Below are 20,727 nucleotides of genomic sequence, written 5' to 3' on the forward strand. Positions count from 1 at the left end.
GAGCATGTACGCAGACGCGGAGACGATTCGTCGCATTCTCACCGACAGCGGTGACACCTGGGCCGTCGTGGGCCTGTCCGGCAACCGGTCGCGGGCGGCGTACGGGGTCGCCGCCGTGCTCCAGCGCTTCGGCAAGCGCGTCGTGCCGGTGCACCCGAAGGCCGAGCCGGTGCACGGCGAACAGGGGTACGCCCGGCTCGCGGACATCCCGTTCCCCGTGGACGTCGTGGACGTGTTCGTCAACAGCGAGCTGGCGGGCGGGATCGCGGACCAGGCGGTGGAGATCGGCGCGAAGGCGGTGTGGTTCCAGCTCGGGGTGGTCGACGAGGAGGCGTACGAGCGGACCCGCGCGGCGGGGCTCGCCATGGTCATGGACCGGTGCCCCGCCATCGAGATTCCGCGCCTGGACGGCTGACCGCACCGGGGCCGGTGACGTTCGTTCCGCGGGCGGGCGGACACGGGCCCCGGCCCGCGGGTCAGCGGACGGGTGGGATGGAGACGGCCATGATCATCTCCACGGTTTCCCCGCCGTCGTTGCGATAGGCGTGCGGAACGCTCGCCTCGAACGTCGCGGACGCTCCCGCCGGTACGGTGTGCGGCTCACCGTCCACGACGAGCGTGAGCCGGCCGGCGGTGACGTGCAGCAGTTCGGTCGTGCCGGGCGGATGCGGGTCGGAGCCGGCGGCGTCGCCCGGCTGAAGCGTCCACGACCACAGCTCCAGGGGCCCCCGGGCCTCGGTGCCGACGAGCAGCGTCGTACGGCTGCCGGCCGGGGTGGACCACATCCGTACGGCCTGGTCCGCGGGGACGACGCGTACCTCGGGGCCCTGCTCGTGGTCGAGGAGGGTGGTGATGCTCACCCCCAGCGCGTCGGCGAGCTTGACGGTGGTGCCGACACTCGGATTGGTCCGGGCCTGCTCGATCTGGATGATCATGCCGCGGCTCACCCCCGCCCGGGCGGCCAGAGCGTCGAGCGTGAAGCCGCGCTCGCCGCGCCAGCGCTTGAGGTTGCGGGCGAGTGATTGCGTGAGCTGGTCGAGGTCCGACACTTTCCGTCCCGTATGTCCATGGCGGGTGCCGTGCACCGCACTACGGTGGGGCGCGCCCGGTCGTTCACCGCACTGTACTGCGGGCGGGGCCGCGGTCGGCCGCGGTCCTCGACGGGGCCGCGCTCACCGCGGCCCCTGCCGCGGGGGCGGGTTCGGGACGAAGTCCTCCATTCCGTGGGCTCCATGGACTCCATGTGTTCTCCACCGCCGCACGTGGTTAGCATGAGCGCCACATGTGGTGCGGAAGATCGCCGTCCCCATCGGTGTCCGATTCCGCCCGTGCGGCCGATTCCCGCAGGTCGGCCGGTCTGCTCCTCGCACTCGATTACCTAGGGACCGCGGAATGCCAGCTCCTGTCGCCCCCAGTCCGCGCCGAATACGCACCCCCCGGACCTCCCTGGCCGTACCCCTGACCCTGGTGGTGGTGGCCGGCGCCGTCGGCGGCGCGGTGGCCGCGACGGCTCCCGGGCAGGCTCGTACCTGGGTGGTCACCACGGTCGTCGTCGCCTGGGTGTGCGTCGCGGTCGCCGTCGTCTCCTGCGCGCTGGCGCTGGGGCGCGGTCGGCGCGGCACGGCCAAGGCCGAGGAGGACACGCGCACGGCGCAGGCCCAGCTGGCCAGGACCGGCGCGGACTCCGCCCACCTGGTGAACGTCACGCTCCCCGCCGTGCTCAAGAGGGTCAGGGAGGGCGCGGGCGCCGAGGAGACCCTGGCCGCCACGCCGCCGCCGTCCGATCTCCAGCTGCGCCGCGCCTTGGAGATGTTCGTCGTGGAGTTGGCGGATGCGGAGGGGCGTGCGGCTCGTGCCGTGGTGGAGCGTGATGGTGCTCTGGGGCGGTTGGAGCGGGGGGCGGGTGATCTGGATCTGATCGTGTCGAAGGTGTTGCCGGATGCGATCGGTGGGTTGCGTTCGGGTGGGTCGGCGGAGAGTGTGCTGGGTGGTTTGGCCGTGCCCGGGGAGCCTCGGCTGGCTTCTTTGGTGGAGGTGGTGGTCAGGGAGCTGGCGGTCAGTGAGCGGCGGGCGGCGGCGGCGCAGGCGGCGAGTGCGAAGGCGTTGAGCCGGGTGCAGGCGAAGGCTGTGAGCATGCTGGCGGATCTGCGGGAGATGCAGGACCGGCATGGTGCGGAGGTGTTCGGTGATCTGCTCAGGCTGGATCACAATACGTCGCAGTTGGGGTTGTTGACGGACCGGCTGGCTCTGTTGATGGGTGGCCGGGCGAGTCGTTCGTGGAACAAGCCGATCGGTATGGAGTCGATTCTGCGGGGTGCGGTGGGGCGGATCGCCGCGTATCAGCGGGTGCGTCTGCACTGTTCGAGCAGGGCGGCGATCGCGGGGTTCGCGGCGGAGCCGGTGATGCATCTGCTGGCCGAGTTGATGGACAACGCGGCTAATTTCTCGCCGCCGATCGATGAGGTTCATGTGTATGTGGAGGAGCGTGCGGCCGGGATCGTGGTGACGATCGAGGACAGTGGTCTGAAGATGGCGGCCGCGGCGATGCGCCGTGCGGAGGAGGCCGTCTCGGGCCGTGTCACCGACCTCGCCCTCCTTCAGGGCACGCGGTTGGGGTTGGCGGTAGTGGGGCGGCTGTCCGCCAAGTACCACATCAGTGTCAACTACCGGCCGTCGTCGCGCGGCGGCACCGGCGTCGTCGTCCTCTTCCCGCCCCAACTGCTCGCGCAGGACCAGGGACCGACGTCCGAGCAGCCCACCCAGTCGCTGCGCCGCCCCGCTGCCCGCACACCCGACGCGCCGACGGGAACGGCGGCCTCGGCCGGGTCGCCGCCCGCCCTGCCCGATCCGCCCGCGCCGGCGGGCCCCCTGCCTCGGTCGGCCTCCCCGGCCACGCCCGCACCGGCGGCCGTCCCGATGGAGTCTCCCGGCCAGGCTGCCGCCCCTGCGGCCCCTTACGCCTCCGGGCCCTCTGCCACCCCGGCCGAGCCCCGGACGCCCACCACCGACGGGCCCACCGACGCGCTCGCGGCCCCGGCCACCGGCCCGGCCGACGGTCCTGGCCTCTCGACGCCGAACGGGCTGCCCGTCCGTCCGCCCGGCCGGACCATGGCCGCCGCCGACCGCGGCCGTCCCCGGCCGGGGTCCCAGGGCGAGGCCGCCCGGCCGTCCCGTGACGCGGGCGCCCAGTTCGGCGCTTTCCACCGCGCGCGCCGCTCCCCGGACGGCCCCTCGGGAACCCCCGCCGAGTGACGGCCGTCCCTTCCCCATGAGTCCCCGTAAGGCGCCCGGGGTCATGAGGCGCCGCCCCCACCCGGAACGTGAGATTGGAGGCACGGGGCCGACGACCGCCCTTCCCGGCATCACCAGCCCCATGTACACCATGCAGACCACTGACAACAGCCTGACCTGGCTCCTCGAAAGCCTGTTGGAGCGCACACCCGGCACCCGCCACGCCCTCGTGCTCTCGCGCGACGGCCTGAAACTCTGCTGGACCCCGAACCTCACCCTCGACCAGGCCGACCAGCTCGCCGCGATCTGCTCCGGGATCCAGGCACTCGCCCAGGGCGCCTCCGTCGAATTCGGCAACGGATCCGGCGGCGTACGCCACTCCATGACCGAGTTCCACGGCGGCCTCCTCTTCATCGTCGAGGCCGGCTCCGGCGCACACCTGGCCGTCATCGCCGAGGACGGCGCCGACCCCGGCGTCGTCGGCCACCAGATGACCGGACTGGTCGAACAGATCGGCGAGCACCTGCGCGCCGAACCCCGCACACCCGCCCAGGGCAACCGGCGATCATGATCCGTCGGCCCGTCGACATCGGGGATCCCGACCGGCTGTACACCGTCACGGGCGGTCGCAGCCGGGCCGACGACGACACCTTCGACCTGGTCACCCTCATCGTGAGCGAGTGCGAGCCGGCGCAGGGGATGCAGTCCGAACACGTCCGCATCCTCGAACTGTGCCGCCACCCCACCGCGGTGGTCGAGGTGGCCGCCGAGCTGAAACTGCCGATCACGGTGGTCCGGATCCTGCTCGGCGACCTCCTCGCGACGGGCCGGATCACCGCCAGGCACCCCCGCCCCACACGCTCCGCCGACCTTCCCGACTCCGCCCTCTTGAAGGAGGTGCTCAATGGACTCCGCAACCTCTGAACTGCCCGCCACCCGCACTCCGCTGGCGGACGCCGCCGAAACCGGCCTCAAGATCGTCGTCGTGGGCGGCTTCGGGGTCGGCAAGACCACCCTCGTCCGGTCCGTGAGCGAGATCCGCCCGCTCAACACCGAAGAGGTCATGACCCAGGCCGGTGTCGGAGTCGACGAGACCGCCGGACTGCCCCACAAGACCACCACCACCGTCGCCTTCGACTTCGGCCGGATCAGCCTCAACGAGACGATGGTCCTCTACCTGTTCGGCGCCCCCGGACAGGAACGCTTCTGGTTCCTCTGGGACCGCCTCTTCCTCGGCACCCTCGGCGCCGTCGTCCTCGTCGACACCCGCCGCATGAGCGACTCCTGGTACGCCATCGACCGGCTCGAACACCACAAGACGCCCTTCGTCGTCGCCGTCAACCGGTTCGACGACGACGTTTCCTCGTTCTCGCTGGCGGAGATCCGCCAGGCGCTGTCGCTGCCGGAGCACGTCCCGCTGGTCGACTGCGACGCACGGGTACGCTCCTCCGGCAAGAACGTCTTGATCACCCTCGTGGACCACCTCTACGAACTGGCCATGGCCCGGGAGATGACACCATGACCGACCCCGCAGGCCCCCTCGGCCCCGCAGGACCCGTCGACCCCATGGACGCCGTCGGCGCCGTGGAGGCCACTGCCCCCGGCCGACACGCCGGCCCCGCCGACGTTCAGGGCCCGCCCCCGGGCTGCCCGGCGCACGCGGGCGCCGGCGCCGCGGTCCCGGGCGCGGTACCGCTCAGTGGGCTGGAGTACCAGCAGACACCGTCCCAGCTGTACCGGACGCTGCGCCGCGAGCACGGCGCGGTCGCCCCGGTCCTGCTCGACGGGGACATCCCCGCCTGGCTGGTGCTCGGCTACGCCGAGGTCAGCTACGTCACCAGCCACGACGACCTCTTCGCCCGGGACTCACGGCGCTGGAACCAGTGGCCCAACATCCCCGCCGACTGGCCGCTCATGCCGTTCGTCGGCTACCAGCCCTCGTTGCTGTTCACCGAGGGAGCGGAGCACCAGCGGCGGGCCGGCGTGATCAGCGAGGCGCTGGAGGCCGTCGACCAGTTCGAACTGGCCCATGTGTGCCGGCAGATCGCCGAGGGGCTCATCGACACGTTCGCCGGCAGCGGGCAGGCCGAGCTGATGGCCTCCTACGCGCACGCTCTGCCGATGCGCGCGGTGGTCCAGCTCTGCGGGATACCACAAGGCGACGTGGACACCGAGGACCTGGTCCGGGACCTGAAGATCTCGCTGGACGCGCCCGAGGGCGACGACCCCGTGGCCGCGTACCTGCGCGTGCAGGAGCGCATGGAGCGGCTGGTCAAGGAGAAGCGGAACAGCCCCGGTCCCGACGTCACGTCCCGGATGCTGGCCCACCCGGCAGGGCTGACGGACGAGGAGGTCGTCCAGGACCTGATCACCGTCATCGCCGCGGCCCAGCAGCCGACGGCCAACTGGATCTGCAACACGCTGCGGCTGCTGCTGACGGACGACCGGTTCGCGCTGAACGTGTCGGGCGGCCGACTCAGTGTGGGACACGCGCTCAACGAGGTGCTGTGGCTGGACACCCCGACGCAGAACTTCGTCGGCCGGTGGGCGGTGCGGGACACCCAGCTGGGCGGCCGGCACATCAAGGCGGGCGACTGCCTCGTGCTGGGCTTCGCCGCGGCCAACACGGACCCGCAGATCTGGCCCGAGGGGCATGTCGGGGCGGAGAACTCGGCGCACCTGTCGTTCAGCAACGGCGAGCACCGCTGCCTCTACCCCGGCCCGCTGCTGGCCGACGTCATCGCCCGTACCGCGATCGAGACGCTGCTGGAGCGGCTGCCGGACGTGGTGCTCGCGGTGGAGCCGGAGGAGCTGACCTGGCGGCCGTCGATCTGGATGCGCGGGCTGACCTCGCTGCCGGTGCGGTTCACTCCCGTCGTACGGTGACGAACGCGGGCGGCGGATGTGCCCGCCGCCCGCGCCCGGCCACCCCGTGCCGTACGGTGCCCGGCATGTGCCGTACGGTGCCCGCACGTGCCGTACGGTGTCGTACCGGGCCCGCCGCCCGCCGTCAGGACCCGACGGGCGTGAACTCCACCGGCAGGGACTCGGGCCCGCGCGTGAACACCCCGCGCTCCGCCGGGTCGAAGCCGTCCGCGAGGCGCATGTCCGGCATGGCGTCGAGCAGTTGGTTCACGCCGGTCTCGACCTCGGCCTTGGCCAGCAGCGCGCCGACGCAGAAGTGCCGGCCGAGGGCGAAGGCCAGATGGTCGGCGGCGGCGGAGAAGGCCGTCGTGGTCGTCAGATCCTCGCGGAAGATGTCGAAGGTGTCCGGGTCGCGGTAGCGGGCGTCATCCCGGTTGGCGGCCCCGATCAGGCAGGTGACCGTGGCTCCGGACGGGATCGTGCCACCGCTGACTTCGACGTCCCGCGCGGTCTGCCGCATGATCATGTGCACCGGCGGGGTGTACCGGAGGGTCTCCGCGAACGCCCGCTCGATCAGGCCGCGGTCCTGGCGTACGGCCGCCAACTGGTCCGGGTGGGCCAGCAGATTGGCGATGATGCCGGCGATCGCCTTGTCCGTGGTCTCGCCCCCGGCCGCGAGCAGCAGGCTGCAGAAGGCCTTGATGTCCTCGTCGCTCATCCGTACGCCGTCGACCTCGGCGGCGCAGAGCGTGGACAGCAGGTCGTCGCCCAGGTCCTCCCGGCGCCGCTGGATGATGGGCAGCATGTACTCCGCGAACTCGACGCGGGTCCGCTCACCGGCCGCCGCCACCTCCGGGTCGGCGGACAGGTTGCCGAGGAAGGCGATGACCGCGGTGTACCAGCCGTGGAACCGGGGGTGGTCGGCCTTGTCGAGACCCAGCATGTCGGCGATCACATTGACGGGGAACCGGGTCGCGTAGTCCCGGACCAGATCGGCGGAGCCGGTGTGCCGGAAGGCGTCGATCAGTTCGCGGGAGTTGCGCTCGATGACCGGCTGGATGGAGTCCCGGAGCTGGCCGCCGCGGAACGCGGGGGCGACCAGGGCCCGGCGGACCGCGTGTTCCCGGCCGCTGAGCTGGAGGATGGTCCTTCCGTGGACGGGTTCGAGCTGCCAGTCGTAGTTCTCGGTGGTGAAAGCGGCCTCTTTGTCCTTGAAGGCCCGCTCCACGTCGTCGTACCGGGAGATGATGTAGCTCCGCGTGGCCTCGTGCCAGATGAGCGGCGCGCTCTCCCGCATGACGCGATAGGCCGGATACGGGTTCGCGGCGAACTCCGGCGAGAGTATGTCGGGGACCTGCGGTGCGGTGGGCATGGATGCTGCTCCCTCGGTCGGTACGGTCCGGATCGGCGGACGCTCCGTACGACCAAGGTTATTGATCAACCGCCGTCGAGAACAGGCCAGGCCCCGGCCGGGCGCGCGCCACCGAGTGCGCCCGTCGCGGCGCGGGCTCCCGCCCGAGGGATGATGTGGGGCGGCGTCGTGGGCGTCAGTCGGCGGCGGGAACGGTGTCGGGCTCCCCGGGCGCCGGCGTCGCCGCCGCCCGCTCGGCGGCCTTCTTCGCCCGGTTCTTCAGGACGAGCATGGACGTGAGCCCGATGAGGACGGCGAGCACCAGCCCGAGCCAGGAGAAGCGCTTGAGCCAGGCCTCGGCGACCACGCCCACGGTGTAGACGACCGCTGTCGTACCGCCGGCCCAGACGATGCCGCCCAGCACGTTGGCGATCAGGAACTTCCAGTACGGCATGCGCAGCACGCCCGCCAGCGGTCCGGCGAAGATCCGCAGCAGGGCCACGAACCGGCCGAAGAAGACCGCCCACATCCCCCACTTCTCGAAGGACCGCTCCGCCATCGCGATCTGTGCCTCGCCGAAGTGCTTGGGGAACCTGCCCCCGAGCCAGGCGAGCAGGGGCCGACCGCCCTTACGGCCGATGGCGTAGCCGATGGAGTCCCCGATGATCGCGCCGGCGGTGGCACAGGTGCCCAGGACGAACGGATCGATCTCGCCGTGCTGGGAGGCGAGCAGCGCGGAGCTGACGAGCACGATCTCGCCCGGCAGCGGGATACCGAGGCTTTCGAGCCCGATGACCACCCCCACCAGGAGGTAGACGCTGACCGCGGGGACGGTCTCAAGCCACTCCTGGACGTGCAACGCCGGTTCCTTCCGTGAAGTGCGCGATGTCCGCGTGATCGGTCCGCGACGGTCGGCGCGACGGTCAGGACAGCTGATCGCGGCCGGGCGGCTCGGGTGTGCCCGCTTCTCGCGGGCGGCCGCCGCGCGGGCGTGCGCGGGTGGAGCGCACGCCCGTGCAGCCTACCCGGTGTCCCGAGGCGGCCGGGAACATGGAGCGGCCGGCCGGGAACGATCAGGTACCGGAGGGAACCGGCCGGCCCCGGGCCGAATCCGTCGGCCGGCGGGTGGACCCGCCGGCCGGGCCACCGGGCGCCGGAGCGGCACCGCGTGCCGTGGCCGTCAGGTACCGGAGTGGCACCGCCGCCCGTGGCGCGCGGACGATCAGGCGCTGGGGCGGAGGGTCCATACGACGGTCATCTCTCCCGTGACCGCGCCGTCCTCCCGGGCGAGGGCGATCACCACCGGGAACTCGGGCCGCTCCCCCGCGTCCAGCTCCGCCACCACGTCCCGGACCGGCCGGCCGAGCGTCGCGGTCGCCGTGACCGCGCCCATGGCGAGTTTGCGGTAGTCGATCTCCGCCCGGACCGCGAGCGGCACCGCGCGGCCGAGCTGGTCGCCGAAGGCGGCCAGGACGATCGCGCCGCTGGCGCTCTCGGCGAGCGTGAACATCGCTCCGGCATGCGGGCCACCGACGTGGTTGTGGTAGTCGGGCCGGTCCGGCAGGCGGACGACGGCCCGTTCCGTGGTGGTCTCCAGGAATTCCAGCCCCAGGGTCCTGACCATCGGAACGGTGGCGGCGAGCAGTTCGCCGGTGGACATCTGATCGGCGCTCATACGACGCGATGTTACCTACGAGTAGTAGAGCTTCACCATCCCCTGACGGGCCGGACGTGGCAGCGGCCGAAAAGCACCTCTATCGTTATTCGCCATGTGGCCAGGACAGCAGCCGCCCGGGGGCGAGCAGAACCCGCAGGACCAGACACCGAATCCGTACCAGCAGCCGGGGTACCACCAACCGAATCCGTATCAGCAGCCCGGCTACCAGCAGCCGGGGTACCAGCAGCCCGGTCACCCGCCGTCCGGGCAGCAGCCGGCCCAGCCCGGACCGCCCGGACCGCCTGGCCAGCAGCCCAACCCGTACCAGCAGCCGACCGTGCCGCAGCAGTACTCGGTACCGGGGCCGCCCGGTGGCCCCGGCCCCTCGAAGGACAAGAAGAACACGACCGTCGTGGCGGCCGTCGCCGCGGCGGTGGTGGTGGCCGTGGCCGCGGGCACGGCGTTCTTCGTGCTGGGCGACGACGACGAGAAGAAGGACACGGCCTCCGGCGACGGCAAGGCGTCCGCGTCGGCATCCGCGTCCGAGGAGGACCCGGCGCCGGCCGAGTCCGTCGCCAACCCCCGGGACGGATCCGCCAACAAGCCGCAGATATCGGGCTGGAAGGTCGTGACCAATCCCAAGCACGGCACCCAGTTCGACGTGCCCGCGGACTGGGAGGTCGACAAGCCCGACGTCCACTCCGGGTTCGAGGACGCCGCGAAGGGGGACGGCTCGCCCGTCGTCACCTTCTCCGCCCCCGCGACCTACAAGTCGCAGTGGTGCTCGCAGGACACCAACAAGGACGGCAAGGAAGAGGACAGCAGCCTCGCCGGCGTCGGCACCAAGGGCGGCCGGGGCGCCAAGGACACGGCGTCGGCGGCCCGCAGCGAGGCGGGGACCTGGGTCTGGGCCGCGTACGACCAGGCGCAGACCCCGGAGGAGGCCACGAAGTCGGGCACGGTGAAGATGAGCGAGGCCGAGGCCTACACCACCACGACCGGTCTCAAGGGCCACTACGCGACGGCGACCGCCACCGGCGTCGCCAAGAAGAACAAGTGCGACACGGACGGCAAGTCGATCGCCTTCACCTTCACCAACGCCAAGGGCGACTACGCGACCTGGGTGCTGTACGCCAACGCCGGTGTCCCCGACGAGCTGTCGGACGACACCATGAAGAAGATCATGAGCACGGTGCGGCTGGCCTCGCCGCCCGCCTGAGCCGGCCCCCGGGCGCCGGGCGGCCGGACCCAAGCGCTGTGGGGGTGTGCGGCTCTCGTGGTGCTGCTGACGGCCGCCGTACTGTTCGTGCCCGACGTACGGAGGCTGACCCGTCGTGAGGCGAAGGACCTGGTGGCCGCGTCGGCGCCGGACGTCTCAGACGCTGAAGGCGCCGTCGGGCGGGCGGGGTGAGGGCACCGCCCCGCTGTCCCGTACCGGCGCCGCGCGGCCGGCCCGGCGTCGCAGCGCCGGGCCGTGCTCGACCCGGGCGGGGAAGGCGTCGGCCGCCGCACGGCGGGCGAGCGCGGCCGTGTCGAGGGGGCGGCGGGAGGCGACCAGGACGGTGTTGCCGAAGCGGCGGCCCCGCAGCACGGACGGCTCGGCGATCAGCGCCAGTTCGGGAAAGACGGCGGCGAGGGTGGCCAGTTGGGAGCGGAGGAAGCCGAACGGTGCTCCGTCGGCCAGATTCACCGCGTAGATCCCGTCGGCCCCCAGCACCCGGGCGGCCTGTCGCGCGTACTCCACGGAGGTGAGGTGCGCGGGGACGGTGGAGCCGCCGAAGACATCGGCGATCAGCAGGTCGGCCGCCCCGCCGGGAGCGGCCTCCAGCCACCGCCTGGCGTCCGCGCCGTGCACGGTGATCCCGCTGTCGTCCGGTATCGGCAGCCGCTCGGCCACCAGCGCCAGCAGGGCCCCGTCCGCCTCGACGACGTGCTGGGCCGAGCCGGGCCGGGTGGCGGCCACGTAGCGCGGCAGGGTGAGCGCCCCGCCGCCGAGGTGCCAGACGGTGAGCGGCGTGCCCTCGTCCGCCGCGCAGTCGATGACGTGGGCGAGCCGCCGTACGTACTCGAACTCCAGGTGCCGCGGCTCGTCCAGGTCCACGTACGACTGCGGCGCGTCGTCGACCGTCAGCAGCCAGGCCCGTGCCCGGTCCAGGTCGGGCAGCAGCCTGGCGGTACCGCCGTCTACGGCGCGGACGACGGGGACGGGCTCGGGGACGGAGGCGGGGTCTTCGTGCACGTGCCCATTGTCGCGCGGGCGGAACGGCCGGGCGCGACCGCCCGGCCCCCGGGCCCGGCCGGAGGGCGAAGCCCGGCCGGAGGACGGAAGGCCGGCCCCGCCCCGGCGCGCGAACCTGCCGGGTGGAGGCCGACCGGGCGCGGGGCCGGCCGACCGGGCGGCGAGACCGCCCCGCGACGGATCGCCGGCCTGGAGCCGGCCCCGGCCGGGCCGGCTCGCGGCGGTGGCGGCCGGCTCAGAGCAGCGCGGTGACCGTTCCGGCGCCGACCGTTCGGCCGCCCTCACGGATCGCGAAGCCGAGCCCCGGCTCCAGCGGCGTGTCCCGGCCCAGCTCGACGGTCACGGTGACCGTGTCGCCGGGGCGCGCCACCGCCGCCTCGCCCAGGTCCATGTCACCGACGACGTCCGCCGTGCGGAGGTAGAACTGCGGCCGGTAGCCGGTGGTGACGGGCGTGGAGCGGCCGCCCTCCCGTGCGGGCAGCAGATGGACCCGCGCGGTGAAGCGGCGGCTCGGCACGAGGCTGCCGGGCGCCGCCACGACATGGCCCCGGCGGACCGCGTCGCGCGGCGTGCCGCGCAGCAGCAGCGCGACGTTGTCCCCGGCCTGCGCGGACTCCATCGGCTTGCCGAAGGTCTCCAGCCCGGTGACGACCGTCTCGACACCGGCGCCCAGCACCTCCACCCGGTCCCCGACGCGCACGGTGCCGCGCTCGACGGCACCGGTGACCACCGTGCCCCGGCCCGTGATCGTCAGGACGTTCTCCACGGACAGCAGGAAGGGCGCGTCCGTGTACATGACGGGCACCGGCACATAGGTGTCGACGGCGTCCAGCAGGGCCTCGACGGCGGCGACCCAGCGCGGGTCGCCCTCCAGGGCGCGCAGGCCCGAGACCCGGACGACGGGCGCGGTGTCACCGCCGTAACCGTGCGCGGTGAGCAGTTCGCGGACCTCCAGCTCGACCAGGTCAGTCAGTTCCGCGTCGCCCGCGTCGGCCTTGTTGATCGCCACGACGATGTGGTCGACGCCGACCTGCCGGGCGAGCAGGACGTGCTCTGAGGTCTGCGGCATGATCCCGTCGAGCGCGGAGACGACGAGGATGGCCCCGTCGAGCTGGGCGGCCCCGGTCACCATGTTCTTGATGTAGTCGGCGTGACCCGGCATGTCCACGTGCGCGTAGTGCCGGGTGTCGGTCTCGTACTCGACGTGGGCGATGTTGATGGTGATCCCCCGGGCGGCCTCCTCCGGGGCCCGGTCGATCCGGTCGAAGGGCACGAAGGTGCCGGTCCCCCGGTCGCTGAGCACCTTGGTGATGGCCGCGGTCAGGGTGGTCTTGCCATGGTCGACATGGCCCATGGTGCCGATGTTGAGGTGCGGCTTGGTCCGCACGTACGCCGTCTTGGACATGAGGTACGCAACCGTTTCTCGAAGCGTGAGCGGGACCCCCGGGTCTTGCCGACCCTCCCCCTGCGGGGTCCGCCGGACGATCCGGGAAGGGTCAGCTTCGGGCGCCGCCGAGGGGCGCCGCCGCCGCGGCGTCGAGTGCGGCGGGCGCGGGGCGCGCGGCAGCCTTCGGCGCGTCCGCGACTGCGGACGGCGCTGCGGGGAAGGCGTACCGGAACATGCCGTCGATACTGGCCCGGTGGTGTTCCGCGCGTCGAACGGTTTTTCCGGACGGCCCGGTTGGGCGCGCCTTCGGAGGGCCATGAGGAACACCGCGCGGCGATCACACAGGTCTGTCGGTTAGTCTCCCCGAATGTCCGACACCATCACCCGGGGCTCCTCGGGGCTCGTCGTCCACTGCTCGCGGATCCTGCTCTCCCCCTGGTCGCGTTTCTCGGTCCTGGTCGCCGTGCTGGCCGGGGCGGCCGTCGTGGTGTCGGTGTACGAGCCCCAGAGAGTGCTCACGGAGGGCATGCCCGCCCGGATCGGCGGGGGCGCGGCCCTGGTGCTGTTCGCGCTGGCGTACGGGCTGTGCGCGGTCGCGTTCGTCCCGCGCCCGCTGCTCAACCTGGCCGCGGGGGCGCTCTTCGGTGCGCAGTTCGGGCTGGCCGCGGCGCTGGCGGGGACCGTGCTGGGGGCGGGGCTGGCCTTCGGGCTCGGCCGGTTCCTCGGCCAGGAGGCGTTGCGCCCGCTGCTGCGCGGGCGCTGGCTCACGGCGGCCGACCGACAGCTGAGCGGGCACGGCTTCCGGTCGATGCTGGCGATCCGGCTGTTCCCCGGGGTGCCGTTCGCCGCGGCCAACTACTGCGCGGCCGTCTCGCGGATGGGGTGGGCGCCGTTCCTGCTGGCGACGGCTCTCGGGTCGGTTCCCAACACGGCGGCGTACGTGGTGGCGGGCAGCCGCGCGGCGGCCCCGACGTCCCCCGTGTTCCTGGTCGCGCTGGGGTTCATCGTGCTGACCGGGCTGGGCGCGGCGGCCGTCGCCTGGCGCAAGCGCCATCATCTGCGCGGGCGCTGATCCCGACGGCGGGCCGTGCCGGGCGGCCCGACGGCGCTGACCCGCCGTCTCGGATCCGCCGCCCCGGGTCCGCCGCCCCGGGTCCTGTGGCCCCCGGCCGCCGACCCGGGCCTTGTGGTCCCCGGCCCGGCGGTCCGGATCCGTCGCCCGGGTGCGCCCGCCCCCGGCCCGGTGGTCAGTTCCGCGATACGGGGCTCAGCCCCAGGTCCCCGCCGGGCGGTGGGGCGGAGAAGCGCGCCACGTCGGCTTCCGTCACCCGCTCCAGTTCCCCTGGGGACCAGCGGGGCGCGCGGTCCTTGTCGATGACCTGTGCCCGGATCCCCTCCAGCAGGTCCGGGGTGTCGAGCGCGGCACAGGAAGCGCGGTATTCCCAGTCGAGCGCCTCCTCCAGGGTGTTCAGCCTGGCGGCCCGGCGCAGGGCGGCGAGGGTGGCTTTGAGAGCGGTGGGCGACCGGCCCAGGATCGTCTCCGCCGCTTCCTTGGCGGCGGGCTCGCCGTGGCCGAGCAGCCGGTCGACGACCTCCTCGACGGTGCCGGCCGCGTAGCAGGCGTCGATCCAGGCCCGGTCGGCGGCGAGTTGGCCGGCCGGCGGGGCCGACGCGTACCGCCGTACCGTCTCGCGTACGTCCGCCCCGTCCCGTACGCGGTCGTCCGCGAGCGCGGCGCGCAGCGCGGGCAGCCGGTCGGCGGGTACGTAGTGGTCCGCGAGCCCGCACAGCAGCGCGTCCGCGGCGCCCGCCGCCCGTCCGGTGAGCGCGAGATGGGTGCCGAGCGCGCCGGGTGCACGGGTGAGCAGCCAGGTGCCACCGACGTCGGGGACCAGCCCGATGCCGGTCTCCGGCATCGCGACGGCCGACCGTTCCGTGACGACCCGTACGTCACCGTGCGCGGAGACGCCGACGCCACCGCCCATCACGATGCCGTCCATCAGGGCGACATAGGGCTTGGGGTAGCGGGCGATGCGGGCGTTCAGCCGGTACTCGTCCCGCCAGAACGGCGCCGAGGCACCGCCGCTCGTGCGCGCGTCCTGGTGGATCACCCGGATGTCGCCTCCCGCGCACAGCCCGCGGTCGCCGGCCCCGTCGACGACCACGGCGGCGACGCTCTCGTCCCGCTCCCACTCGGTCAGGGCCTCGGCGACGCGCGTCACCATGGGGTGGGTGAGGGCGTTGAGGGCACGGGGGCGGTTGAGCGTGACGCGGGCCGTGCGCCCGGCCCTGGCGGTCCGTACCGGTTCCTCGTGAGACATGCTCCGGTTGGTTCCTTCCCCTGGGCCGACGCGTCGTTCCCAGTATCGGCCCGCCCCGGCCGGGTCCCCGCGCCGGGTGACGCGCGGGACGGCGGCGCGCGGGACAGCGGCGCGCGGGACAGCGGGACGGTGACGCGTGGGACGGCGGGACGCGCTCGGGTCAGCGGTCCAGCGCGTCGAGAATCCGCTCGGCCGCCGATGTCGCCGTCAGCGTGCCCTCCCGTACCCTGCGCTCCAGCTCCGGCGTCAGCTCCCGGACCGCCGGGTCCTCCCGAAGCCGGCGCAGCAGTCGCTCGCGGACCATCGACCAGGCCCAGTCCACCTGCTGGTCGGCGCGGATCGCGGCGAGGCGGCCGTCGGCGTCGAGCAGGGAACGGTGCTGTTCGAGGCGTTCCCACACCTCGGCGAGCCCGGTGCCCTCGCGTGCGCTGCAACTGAGGACCGGGGGCGTCCACACCGCGTCCGGGGAGCGCATCAGCCGCAGCGCGCCCGCCAGTTCGCGCGCGGCGGAGCGGGCGTCCCGTTCGTGCGGGCCGTCGGCCTTGTTGACGGCGATGACGTCGGCCAGTTCGAGGACGCCCTTCTTGATGCCCTGGAGCTGGTCGCCGGTGCGGGCGAGGGTGAGGAGCAGGAAGGAGTCGACCATGCCCGCCACGGCCGTCTCGGACTGGCCGACGCCCACGGTCTCGACGAGCACCACGTCGTACCCCGCCGCCTCCATCACGACGACGGTCTCCCGGGTCGCCCGCGCGACCCCGCCGAGGGTCCCGGCCGTGGGCGAGGGGCGGACGAAGGCCGCGGGATCGACGGCCAGCCGCTCCATCCGGGTCTTGTCGCCGAGGATGGATCCGCCGGTCCGGCTGGAGGACGGGTCGACGGCGAGCACCGCGACCCGGTGTCCCTGCCCGGTCAGCAGCGTGCCGAGCGCGTCGACGAAGGTGGACTTGCCGACGCCGGGGACCCCGCTGATCCCGATCCTGCGCGCTCCTCCCGCGTACGGGAGCAGTTCGGTCAGCAGGCGCTGGGCGAGCGCGCGGTGGTCTGCGCGCGTGGACTCCACCAGCGTGATGGCTCGGGCCACGGACGAGCGGTGGCCGTCCAGTACGCCCTTGACGTAGGCGTCGATGTCGATCCGGGGCGGCACGCACTCACCTCTCGTCGCCGGGCACCGGGGCGCCGGAGGCGGGGTCGGCGGCGGGCCCGGGGGCGGAGCCCGGCACGGCAGCGGGGTCGGCGGCGACGTCGGGGCCGGCCTCGTGCCCCAGCGACCGCGCCAGTTCCGTCAGCAGGTCCCCCGCCGCGTCCGGGATCACCGTCCCCGGCGGGAACACCGCGGCCGCACCCGCGCGGCGCAGTTCCTCGACGTCCCCGGGCGGGATCACCCCGCCGACGACGACCATGATGTCTCCGCGGCCCTCCGCGGCCAGGTGTTCGCGCAGCGCCGGTACGAGCGTGAGGTGTCCGGCGGCGAGCGACGAGACGCCGATGATGTGCGCGTCCGCCTCGACGGCCTGCCGGGCGACCTCGGCCGGCGTCTGGAACAGCGGGCCGACGTCCACGTCGAAACCCAGGTCGGCGAAGGCCGTCGCGATCACCTTCTGGCCCCGGTCATGGCCGTCCTGGCCCATCTTGGCGACCAGGATGCGCGGGCGGCGGCCCTCGGCGCGGGCGAAGGACTCGACGGCGGCGCGGGTGCGCTCCACGGCCGGGGAGGTGCCTGCCTCGTTGCGGTACACACCGGCGATGGTACGGATCCGGCCCGCGTGGCGGCCGTACACCCGCTCCAGGGCGTCGGAGATCTCCCCGACCGTGGCCTTCGCGCGGGCCGCGGCCACGGCCCGGGCGAGGAGGTTCCCCTCCGGCCCGGGGCCGGGCTCCGCCTCCGCCGCGGCGGTCAGGGCGCGCAGGGCGTCCTGGCAGGCGTCCTCGTCGCGTTCGGCGCGCAGCCGCCGCAGCTTCTCGATCTGCCGGCCGCGGACGGCGGAGTTGTCGACCTTGAGGACGTCGATCGTCTCGTCGGTCTCCACCCGGTGGGTGTTGACGCCGATGACGGGCTGGCGCCCGGAGTCGATCCGCGCCTGGGTGCGGGCCGCGGCCTCCTCGATCCGGAGCTTGGGGATCCCGGCGTCAATGGCCCGTGCCATGCCGCCGGCCGCCTCGACCTCCTCGATGTGCTGCCAGGCCCGCCGCGCGAGGTCGTGGGTCAGCCGCTCGACGTACGCGCTGCCGCCCCACGGGTCGGCCACCCGGCAGGTCCCGGACTCCTGCTGGAGGAGCAGTTGGGTGTTGCGCGCGATCCGGGCCGAGAAGTCGGTGGGCAGCGCGAGCGCCTCGTCGAGCGCGTTGGTGTGCAGCGACTGGGTGTGGCCCTGGGTGGCGGCCATCGCCTCGACACAGGTGCGGGTGACGTTGTTGAAGACGTCCTGCGCGGTGAGCGACCAGCCGGAGGTCTGCGCGTGGGTGCGCAGGGACAGGGACTTCGGGTCGGCGGGGCCGAACCGCTTGACCAGCTTGGCCCACAGCAGCCGGGCGGCCCGCAGTTTGGCGATCTCCATGAAGAAGTTCATACCGATGCCCCAGAAGAAGGACAGCCGGGGCGCGAACGCGTCGATGTCCAGTCCGGCGCCGAGCCCGGCGCGCAGGTACTCCACTCCGTCGGCGAGGGTGTAGGCCAGTTCCAGGTCGGCCGTCGCCCCGGCTTCCTGGATGTGGTAGCCGGAGATGGAGATGGAGTTGTAGCGGGGCATCTCGCGCGAGGTGTGGGCGAAGATGTCGGAGATGATCCGCATCGACGGCTGCGGCGGGTAGATGTAGGTGTTGCGGACCATGAACTCCTTGAGGATGTCGTTCTGGATGGTCCCGGTCAGCTTCCCCGGCGGTACGCCCTGTTCCTCGGCGGCGACGATGTACAGCGCGAGAACGGGCAGCACCGCGCCGTTCATCGTCATCGACACGCTCATCCGGTCCAGCGGGATGCCCTCGAACAGCCGGCGCATGTCGAGGATCGAGTCGATGGCGACGCCGGCCATGCCGACGTCGCCGGTGACCCTGGGGTGGTCGCTGTCGTAGCCCCGGTGGGTGGGCAGGTCGAAGGCGACCGAGAGGCCCTTCTGCCCGGCGGCGAGGTTGCGCCGGTAGAAGGCGTTGGACTCCTCGGCGGTGGAGAAGCCCGCGTACTGCCGCACGGTCCAGGGCTGGTTGACGTACATGGTGGGGTACGGGCCGCGCAGGTACGGGGCGATGCCGGGGTAGGTGGCGAGGAAGTCGAGCCCGGCCAGGTCCCGTTCGGTGTAGAGGGGTTTGACGGTGATGCCCTCGGGGGTGTCCCAGCCGAGGTCGTCGGCGGAGGTGCCGGTGGCTTCCTTGACCGCCGTACGCCACTGCTCCTCGGTGACCGGCGCGGCGTCGCGGGCGCCCGCCACCGCGCCGGGCGGGGGTCCGTCGAGTGCGATCTCGGAGAAGTCGGGGATCCTCATCACGCCACTCCCATCCGGTCGAGAACGGAGCCGAGGACGGCGACCGCGTCCGTGCCCACGGAGACGAACTCGTCGATCCCCGCCCGCAGATACGTCTCCCGGTGTTCGCCCGGCCGGCCGGCCAGGAAGACCCGGGCCGCGCCCGCGGCCTTGAGCGCCTCGGCGACCGGCGCCGCCCGCTCGGCGTAGAGCGCGTCACTGGAGCACAGGCAGGCGACGGTGGCCCCGCTGCGCTCGAAGGCGTCGGCGGCCGTGTCCGTGTCGACCGACACCGGGTCGTGCACGGTCTCGATGCCGCCGGCCCGGAAGAAGCCGGTGGCGAAGGCGGCCCGGCCCGTGTGCGCGGCGGCCGGTCCGAGCGCGGCCAGGAAGACCCGGGGGCGGGCGCCGGTGGCCGCGAGGTGCGCGTCGGAACGGGCCCGCAGCGCCTCGAACGCCTCGTCGCGCCGGACCACCGGGAGCCCGCCGCCCGACGGCGCCGGTGCCGGTTCCCGCTCGACGGGGGCCTGGTCGAGCAGCGGGAACTCGCTGACGCCGGTGATGGGTTCGGCCCGCCGGGCCAGCCGCCCGGACCGCTCCCGCCAGGTCCCCTCGATCCGCTCGCCGATCAGACCGGAGCGCAGGGCGGCCCGCTGGCCCCCGGCCCGTTCGATCTCCTGGAACCAGGCCCAGGCGGCGCGGGCCAGGTCGTCGGTGAGCCGTTCCACGTACCAGGAACCGCCGGCGGGGTCGATGACCCGGCCCAGATGGGACTCCGCCAGCAGGATCGTGGAGGTGTTGCGGGCGATTCTGCGGGCGAACGTGTCGGGCAGCCCGAGCGCGTGGTCGAAGGGCAGCACGGTCACGGCGTCCGCGCCGCCGAGGCCGGCCGCGAGCGAGGCGACGGTGGTGCGCAACATGTTCACCCACGGGTCGCGACGCGTCATCATCACCGGCGAGGTCACCGCGTGCTGGCGCTGCGCCCCGGCCCCGGCGGGCGCGCCGCAGACCTGGGCCACCCGGGCCCACAGCCGCCGCGCTGCCCGGAACTTGGCGATCGTCAGGAACTGGTCGGCGGTGGCCGCGTACCGGAACTCCAGCTGCCCGCAGGCCGCTTCGGCCGAGAGCCCGGCCCCGGTCAGGTCGCGCAGCCAGCCGACCCCGGTGGCCAGGGCGCAGCCGAGTTCCTGGGCATCGGAGGCGCCCGCCTCGTGGTACGGCAGCCCGTCGACGCAGACGGCGCGCAGGCCGGGGTACGTCCGGTCGCAGAGCGCGGCGAGCTCCACGGCCCGGTCGACGTCTCCGGCCGTCCGACGTCCCGTACGGGCGAACCGGCCGACGGGATCGGCGCCGAGGCCGCCCCGGGCGGCGTGCGGCGCGATGCCGCGCCGGTCGTAGAGCGCCAGCAGTTCGCGTGCGGCGGACGCGAACTGGTCGTCGGCGTCGAGGACGACGGGGGCGAGGTCGAGATGGACTCCGTCGAGGGCGGTGGCCAGTTCACCGGCGGGGACGCCGGTGGGCCCGACGGTGAGCCAGAGGGACGTGACGCCGTTCTCCAGATCGGCGAGCACGGCCTCGTTGGTCCGCCGGGGATCGGGATGCCCGTGCCGTTGCCGTACGTCCCAGCCGGAGACGGTGGCGCCCTCCGGCCGGCCGGCCCGGGTGAACGGCGCGAATCCCGGCAGACCCGTGCGCGCGGCGCCGAACCCGGCGGGGGCCCCGGCGCCGTCTCCGCGGTCACCCTCCGCGGTGCCCCCGAGGGCGTCCTCGTGGGCGTCATCGGCGAGGATTGCGGCGATGTCCTCGGCGGTGTAGAGGGGGCGGGTGGTGAGCCCGTCCTGGAGCGTGGTGCGAAGCGCTTCCTCCGCGGCCGGCCCCGTCAACTCCCGCCCTGACTTGCGCAGTACGCCTGCCACCAGGCTCTGCCATTGCGCGCGGGTCGCTTCCGGGAACTCGGCGGCCAGGGAAAGCCCGTCATCGGGCAGGACCGTCATGCCCAGATGTTAGGGCAGCGCGCCGGAAGAGCAGCAGGGCGCGCGAGTGTGAGCTATCCCTCTCCTTACCTGCGAGTAGGAGCCGTCGGGAGGGATGGCGCTGACCGCCCGTCGGCATACGGGACCGCTCGGGACCGCCCGCCCCGTTCACCTTCACCACACCGGGCATTTGCCGCGATTACACCGACGCTTTACCCGAGTTTCACCCGAATGACCCCGCGACGGCC

At 73.3% G+C, this 20,727-nt stretch carries 18 protein-coding genes; 8 read left to right on the forward strand and 10 right to left on the reverse strand.

The features are described 5' to 3' along the window. Nucleotides 1-4: 4 nt before the first annotated feature. The gene (locus tag ACU6P3_RS03880) at nt 5-415 is read left to right on the forward strand and encodes a CoA-binding protein (RefSeq protein ID WP_447195923.1); all 411 of its coding nucleotides are present in this window, start codon (nt 5-7) and stop codon (nt 413-415) included. A gap of 61 nt (nt 416-476) precedes the next feature. Here the strand turns inward: ACU6P3_RS03880 and ACU6P3_RS03885 are convergent, their stop codons facing one another. Next, the gene (locus ACU6P3_RS03885) at nt 477-1,049 is read right to left on the reverse strand and encodes a helix-turn-helix domain-containing protein (RefSeq protein ID WP_447195924.1); all 573 of its coding nucleotides are present in this window, start codon (nt 1,047-1,049) and stop codon (nt 477-479) included. Nucleotides 1,050-1,392: 343 nt separating this feature from the next. Here ACU6P3_RS03885 and ACU6P3_RS03890 point away from each other — a divergent pair, with 343 nt between their 5' ends. The 5 genes from ACU6P3_RS03890 (at nt 1,393) to ACU6P3_RS03910 (ending at nt 6,117) form a co-directional block, all read left to right on the forward strand. Next, nucleotides 1,393-3,252, forward strand: coding sequence for an ATP-binding protein (locus ACU6P3_RS03890; RefSeq protein WP_447195925.1), 1,860 nt, complete (start codon nt 1,393-1,395; stop codon nt 3,250-3,252). Nucleotides 3,253-3,382: 130 nt separating this feature from the next. Further along, nucleotides 3,383-3,802 (forward strand): roadblock/LC7 domain-containing protein, encoded by a 420-nt coding sequence (locus ACU6P3_RS03895; RefSeq protein ID WP_447195926.1) that lies wholly within the window; start codon nt 3,383-3,385, stop codon nt 3,800-3,802. Beyond that, nucleotides 3,799-4,155 (forward strand): DUF742 domain-containing protein, encoded by a 357-nt coding sequence (locus ACU6P3_RS03900; RefSeq protein WP_447195927.1) that lies wholly within the window; start codon nt 3,799-3,801, stop codon nt 4,153-4,155. Before ACU6P3_RS03895 ends, ACU6P3_RS03900 begins: the two co-directional genes overlap by 4 nt. After that, a complete protein-coding gene (locus ACU6P3_RS03905; RefSeq protein ID WP_447195928.1) occupies nt 4,136-4,753 on the forward strand; it encodes a GTP-binding protein in 618 nt (205 codons plus the stop codon). Before ACU6P3_RS03900 ends, ACU6P3_RS03905 begins: the two co-directional genes overlap by 20 nt. Beyond that, on the forward strand, nt 4,750-6,117 hold the full coding sequence (locus ACU6P3_RS03910; RefSeq protein ID WP_447195929.1) for a cytochrome P450: 1,368 nt from the start codon (nt 4,750-4,752) through the stop codon (nt 6,115-6,117). The genes ACU6P3_RS03905 and ACU6P3_RS03910 overlap by 4 nt, the downstream gene beginning before the upstream one ends. A gap of 124 nt (nt 6,118-6,241) precedes the next feature. On the opposite strand, the gene ACU6P3_RS03915 is transcribed toward ACU6P3_RS03910, so the two are convergent. The 3 genes from ACU6P3_RS03915 to ACU6P3_RS03925 form a co-directional block, all read right to left on the reverse strand. After that, nucleotides 6,242-7,468, reverse strand: a complete 1,227-nt coding sequence (locus tag ACU6P3_RS03915) for a cytochrome P450 (RefSeq protein ID WP_447195930.1) — start codon at nt 7,466-7,468, stop codon at nt 6,242-6,244. Between the two features lie 175 nt (nt 7,469-7,643). Then, nucleotides 7,644-8,306 carry a DedA family protein gene (locus ACU6P3_RS03920; RefSeq protein WP_447195931.1) on the reverse strand — a complete coding sequence of 221 codons (663 nt, stop codon included), beginning with the start codon at nt 8,304-8,306 and terminating at the stop codon, nt 7,644-7,646. A 363-nt stretch (nt 8,307-8,669) separates the two neighbouring features. After that, a complete protein-coding gene (locus tag ACU6P3_RS03925; protein WP_447195932.1) occupies nt 8,670-9,122 on the reverse strand; it encodes a DUF4442 domain-containing protein in 453 nt (150 codons plus the stop codon). Nucleotides 9,123-9,216: 94 nt separating this feature from the next. Here ACU6P3_RS03925 and ACU6P3_RS03930 point away from each other — a divergent pair, with 94 nt between their 5' ends. Then, a complete protein-coding gene (locus tag ACU6P3_RS03930) occupies nt 9,217-10,323 on the forward strand; it encodes a DUF8017 domain-containing protein (RefSeq protein ID WP_447195933.1) in 1,107 nt (368 codons plus the stop codon). Nucleotides 10,324-10,479: 156 nt separating this feature from the next. Here the strand turns inward: ACU6P3_RS03930 and ACU6P3_RS03935 are convergent, their stop codons facing one another. Both ACU6P3_RS03935 and tuf read right to left on the reverse strand, forming a co-directional pair. Beyond that, a complete protein-coding gene (locus ACU6P3_RS03935) occupies nt 10,480-11,343 on the reverse strand; it encodes a spermidine synthase (RefSeq protein ID WP_447195934.1) in 864 nt (287 codons plus the stop codon). A gap of 235 nt (nt 11,344-11,578) precedes the next feature. Further along, entirely contained in the window at nt 11,579-12,748 is a 1,170-nt protein-coding gene (gene tuf / locus ACU6P3_RS03940) for an elongation factor Tu (protein WP_447195935.1), read from the reverse strand. Between the two features lie 349 nt (nt 12,749-13,097). Between tuf and ACU6P3_RS03945 the strand changes: the two genes are divergently transcribed. Then, complete coding sequence (locus ACU6P3_RS03945; protein ID WP_447195936.1) at nt 13,098-13,802, forward strand: TVP38/TMEM64 family protein; 705 nt, start codon at nt 13,098-13,100, stop codon at nt 13,800-13,802. 175 nt (nt 13,803-13,977) lie between these two features. Here ACU6P3_RS03945 and ACU6P3_RS03950 read toward each other — a convergent pair whose 3' ends face one another. The 4 genes from ACU6P3_RS03950 to ACU6P3_RS03965 all read right to left on the reverse strand — a co-directional run bounded on the left by ACU6P3_RS03950 (nt 13,978) and on the right by ACU6P3_RS03965 (nt 20,500). Continuing rightward, nucleotides 13,978-15,051, reverse strand: a complete 1,074-nt coding sequence (locus ACU6P3_RS03950) for an enoyl-CoA hydratase/isomerase family protein (RefSeq protein WP_447195937.1) — start codon at nt 15,049-15,051, stop codon at nt 13,978-13,980. A gap of 160 nt (nt 15,052-15,211) precedes the next feature. Beyond that, nucleotides 15,212-16,195, reverse strand: coding sequence for a methylmalonyl Co-A mutase-associated GTPase MeaB (gene meaB, locus ACU6P3_RS03955; protein WP_447195938.1), 984 nt, complete (start codon nt 16,193-16,195; stop codon nt 15,212-15,214). A gap of 4 nt (nt 16,196-16,199) precedes the next feature. Further along, complete coding sequence (scpA, locus tag ACU6P3_RS03960) at nt 16,200-18,527, reverse strand: methylmalonyl-CoA mutase (RefSeq protein WP_447195939.1); 2,328 nt, start codon at nt 18,525-18,527, stop codon at nt 16,200-16,202. Continuing rightward, a complete protein-coding gene (locus tag ACU6P3_RS03965) occupies nt 18,527-20,500 on the reverse strand; it encodes a methylmalonyl-CoA mutase family protein (RefSeq protein WP_447195940.1) in 1,974 nt (657 codons plus the stop codon). The genes scpA and ACU6P3_RS03965 overlap by 1 nt, the downstream gene beginning before the upstream one ends. Nucleotides 20,501-20,727: the final 227 nt, after the last annotated feature.

The organism is Streptomyces hebeiensis, assembly GCF_052983195.1.